At 37.1% G+C, this 4,746-nt stretch carries 4 protein-coding genes; 3 read left to right on the top strand and 1 reads right to left on the bottom strand.

The window, feature by feature from the left end:
* Positions 1-96, bottom strand: a 96-nt coding sequence (locus KQI76_RS11495; RefSeq protein WP_216399526.1) for a transposase, incomplete at its 3' end; no start/stop codon positions are given.
* A 551-nt stretch (positions 97-647) separates the two neighbouring features.
* Between KQI76_RS11495 and KQI76_RS11490 the strand changes: the two genes are divergently transcribed.
* From KQI76_RS11490 to KQI76_RS11480, 3 genes are all read left to right on the top strand, one after another.
* Positions 648-824, top strand: a complete 177-nt coding sequence (locus tag KQI76_RS11490; RefSeq protein WP_216400426.1) for a YjfB family protein — start codon at positions 648-650, stop codon at positions 822-824.
* Positions 825-1,151: 327 nt separating this feature from the next.
* Positions 1,152-3,803 (top strand): cation-translocating P-type ATPase, encoded by a 2,652-nt coding sequence (locus KQI76_RS11485; RefSeq protein WP_216400425.1) that lies wholly within the window; start codon positions 1,152-1,154, stop codon positions 3,801-3,803.
* Between the two features lie 189 nt (positions 3,804-3,992).
* Positions 3,993-4,607 carry an SGNH/GDSL hydrolase family protein gene (locus tag KQI76_RS11480; RefSeq protein WP_216400424.1) on the top strand — a complete coding sequence of 205 codons (615 nt, stop codon included), beginning with the start codon at positions 3,993-3,995 and terminating at the stop codon, positions 4,605-4,607.
* Positions 4,608-4,746 lie beyond the last annotated feature (139 nt).

Genomic DNA, 4,746 nt, shown 5'->3' with positions numbered 1-4,746 from the left:
TATTTCATTATCAAATACTTGTCTGCGATATTTTACAACCAGCACAAGATGATAGTGCAATAAGAACACTGAATGATTATTGTTATCTAATTTCATTGGTATATCAGTCCTTTATCCAGTTAAGACTGATTGTATCACAAGCTTTGGCTAAAGCCAACCGAAATTCATCTCCCACTTACTCATTGGGCTATCGCCCTTCTCATTCCTTGAGGATGGGAGACTTCTTTCGAAAATCCGTTAAATTTAAAATAGCATATATTATATCTTCACACAACGTATAAAGAAGCATCTGTTTTGGATAAATAGCTGGAGAATCGTCTGAATGATAAAAGTATGATTAGAGAAACTAGAATTAAACGGTTAAATGCAGTATTAAATCTTTATTTAACACAGATTAACTGACGGTATGCTCCCCTCAATCATGTGAGGATGATAAGTGGAGGGATAGGAAATAAAATCTTGTTTTGTTCACCTAACTCGCGGTAGGGGATAAAGGCTTCCCGCTCACTGAAGATTCACATTAATGAAATCTGGTCTTTTTTTGCCAGCAATTAATACATTAGAAAAACTTTTTTCCTGATCATTGAAATTTAAATTTCTTTCCACGACTAGATCCCTATGTTAAACTGAAGAAAGAGGTGGTTAATATGGATATAAGTAAATTATCAATTTTGATGAATCAATCACAATTGAAACAGCAAGCTTCAATTAGTGTAATGAAAAAAACAATCGATCAAGCTGAAATACAATCAGAGCAAATGATAAAAATGCTGCAACAATCTGTACAGCCCTATCTTGGTGGATCTATTGATGTAAAAGCGTAACTTTTGGTAAAAGGCAAGTCATTCAAATAGATCTGCGGAAAGTAACTTTTGTAATAAATATATAAGTTGACTTTTCGCTTAATAAGTCATAAACTTAAAATGGTATAAGGGGAGTAGCTCCAGCAATAGTGTCGTCATTACGAGGAAATTTGTCTCCGGCATTATTGGTAATGTTAACTGACATTGCTAGCAAGACCTTTACCGATCACTTTCTGTACTCATATAGAAGATGATCGGTAAAGGTCTTTTTTGTCCTTAATGTAACAGTAATTGAGTGGAAACTTATCTAGATGGCTATAATAATAGAAGTTAGGAGATGGCGTTAAGATGAACTATTATCAACAAGAAAAAGAAGCCGTATTACGACAATTAAAAGTTGATCAATCTGGTTTAGCAAAGGAAGAAGTTGCTCATAGGCAAGAGGCGGAGGGCTTTAATGAAATTGAAGAAGGTGAAAAAGCCTCAACTTGGATGCTGTTCATGGAGTCTTTTAAAGACGCAATGGTCATCATTTTATTAGTTGCTGCGATTGTTCAATTTTTATTAGGTGAATATATTGAAACAGTCGTTATTTTGATTGTCCTTATTATGAATGCTGTGATTAGTGTTGTTCAAACAAAAAAAGCAGAAAGTTCTCTTGATGCTTTAAAACAAATGTCTGCTCCTTCTGCTAAGGTGATTCGACAAGGGGAGAAACAAACGATTCCTGCTCGTGAACTCGTTCGTGGGGATATTGTTTTCCTTGAAGCGGGTGATTATATTCCAGCAGATGGTCGTATTATAGAAAGTGGCTCACTTCAAGTAAATGAAGGGATGCTAACTGGTGAGTCTGAGGTCGTTGATAAAACGGAAGCTGTCATCAGTGAAGAAGTTGCTCTAGGTGATCGAACAAATCTCGTATTTAGTAGTTCACTTGTCACGAATGGACGTGCCACTTTTGTTGTAACTGAAACAGGAACGAAAACAGAGATTGGTAAAATTGCTAATCTGCTAAACACTGCTGAACAAAAGCAGACACCACTTCAGAGAAAGCTTGATGTATTTAGTAAAAAATTAGGTGTTTGGATTTTGCTGTTGTCGATCGGGATTTTTATTGTTCAAGCGATAAGAATTTGGTTTGGTGGACAAACTGTTGATCTAACAACTGAATTATTACAAGCGTTAATGTTTGCGGTCGCTGTAGCGGTAGCTGCTATACCAGAAGCCTTGCAATCAATTGTTACGATTGTTCTTTCTGTTGGAACAAATAAAATGGCTAAACGTCATGCGATTATTCGAAAGTTACCAGCTGTGGAAACCCTAGGCTCAACTAGTGTTATTTGTACAGATAAAACGGGAACCTTAACACAAAATAAAATGACGATCGTTGATTATTTTGTTCCTGGTCAAAGTGAACAAAAGATTGGCCAAGACTTGTCAGAATGGTTCCGTGAAGAAAAATATTTAATTGATATATCAGTATTATGTAATGATAGTTATATTAATGCGAATGGCACAGAAGTTGGTGATCCAACTGAAGTAGCCTTGATCAATTATTCAAATAAGCATGGTAGAAGTGATCAGGAGATTCGAGAGAAGAATAAACGGATTGATGAATTACCCTTTGATTCTGATCGGAAACTGATGTCGACCTTAAATGATCTTGATGGTGAGCGAATGATGTTAACTAAAGGCGGTCCTGATGTTATGTTTAGCCGTGCTAAATATATTTTGGTCAATGGTCAAGAAGTACTCTTGGATCAAAAATGGCATGATCAGTTAATTGCTCAAAATGAGGAGTTTTCTAAACAGGCTCTTCGTGTCCTCGCTTTTGGCTATAAGAAGTTTACAGGAACCAAGGAAAAGCTAAGCTTTGACGACGAGGTTGATTTAGTTTTAGTTGGATTATTAGCGATGATCGATCCACCGCGAGAAGCTGTCTATAGTGCAATAGAGGAAACGAAAGCGGCCGGCATAAAAACAGTGATGATCACTGGTGATCATAAGACAACAGCAGAAGCGATTGGTCGTGATATTGGTTTAATGACAGAAGGTGACATTGCGGTTACGGGTCAGGAACTTGATGCTATGAGTGATGAGGAGCTTACGAATAAGCTTGAGCATATTTCTGTTTATGCCCGTGTTTCACCTGAAAATAAAATTCGGATTGTGAAGGCATGGCAAGATAAAGGTCAAATTTCAGCGATGACTGGTGATGGTGTCAATGATGCACCGGCATTGAAACAAGCGGATATTGGTATTGCAATGGGAAGTGGAACAGACGTCAGTAAGGATGCTTCAGCGATGATTTTAACGGATGATAATTTTGTGTCAATTGTTAATGCGGTAGAAGTAGGACGAACTGTTTTTGATAATATAAAAAAGGCAATTGCCTATTTATTTAGTGGGAATTTAGGTGCGATTATTGCGATTTTATTTGCTGTTGCTCTTGGTTTACCCAATCCTTTTACAGCCTTACAGCTACTGTTCATTAATTTAGTTAATGATTCGTTACCAGCAATTGCGCTTGGAATGGAGAAATCAGAGCCAGGGGTTATGAATCGGAAACCACGCTCAATTGATGAAGGTATCTTTGCAGGTGAAACCTTGCGTTCTGTGCTGACACGAGGTTCAATTATAGGGATAGCGGTGATCGTCGCTCATCTAATTGGTTTACAATATAGTGTTGAAACCGGGATAGCAATGGCCTTTACAACCTTGATTTTGTCGAGAACGCTCCAAACCTTTACAGCACGTTCAAATCAACAAACGATCTTTTCTGTTGGTTTTACAACTAACAAATATGTCTTAGCAGCTGTTACGGTTTGCCTTGGATTATATGCTTTAACAACCTTACCAGGTTTGCGAACCATCTTTTCTATTCCAAATAGTTTCACTCTTGCTCAATGGGGAATTGCTACGGGTTTAGCAATTGTGGCAATCTTTATGATGGAATTAATTAAAGTTATCTATCAGAAATTTACCAAAAGCTCAAATTAGATAAATATTGTTGCTTGCCTGCGATCGTCTAGTTTAAACGGAAGATCGCAGGTCCTTTTATCTTACTCTATGGATGGTTGTGGTTTTGATCTTGTGAAAAGTTACTAACCATATATTAAATTAATGCGGTTTCATTGCTTGTGTGGCATAATGGAATTATTCAAATTGTTTTTATGAGGGGGAAGAAGATTGAAAAATAAAAGAATCCTATTTATTGGTGATAGTATTACGGAATGGGGGCGTTTTGAGGATCCGGCGAATATTGGTGAGAATTATGTCCGAATTATACGTGATACCTTGGCAATCCATGAGCCAAATCAATTTCCAGAGATTATTAATCGTGGGATAGGTGGTGACCGGGTGACGGACCTTGTAGCGCGTTGGCAAGAAGATGCTATAGAAATTAATCCCGATGTTCTTTCTATTTCAGTTGGGATCAATGAGGTTTGGCGGCAGATTGATCAATCAGATGTTGAACAAGTTTATCCTGATAAATTTGAACATTTATATACGCATTTAATTGAGAAGACACAAGCTGAAACAGATGCTGAGATTATTTTAATGGAGCCAACGGTAATCGAAGAAGATCCTCAATCTAAAGGGAATCAGATCTTAAAGGATTATGTTGAAATTGTAAATAAACTAGCTGAGAAATATCAATTAACCCTTGTTCCAACACATCAAGTCTTTCTTGATTACTTAAATTCTACAAAACCATTACCGCTTACAATTGATGGTGTACATATGAGTAGTACAGGTGATCAACTGATGGCTAAGGCATGGCTAGATACAATCAATAAATAAGAAAAAGCACCCCAACTAACTGAACTGCACCCTGTCAAGTAGACAGTGAAAAAAACAAAAGATTTATGCCGCAGCCTGGTGCCGATATTCTAACGGTGCTAGGCTGTTTAATCTCTCTTGGTATCGTTCTTCATTATAA

Source organism: Amphibacillus sp. MSJ-3 (genome assembly GCF_018919165.1).
GTDB lineage: Bacteria > Bacillota > Bacilli > Bacillales > Amphibacillaceae > Amphibacillus.
The sequence above is the reverse complement of the archived record's forward strand: the minus strand, read 5'-3'. Positions and strand labels throughout refer to the sequence as shown.

Excerpts from the sequence above, each read along its gene's own strand:
- KQI76_RS11490 (WP_216400426.1), top strand. The coding sequence starts at position 648 with ATGGATATAAGTAAATTATCAATTTTGATGAATCAATCACAATTGAAA.
- KQI76_RS11485 (WP_216400425.1), top strand. The coding sequence starts at position 1,152 with ATGAACTATTATCAACAAGAAAAAGAAGCCGTATTACGACAATTAAAA.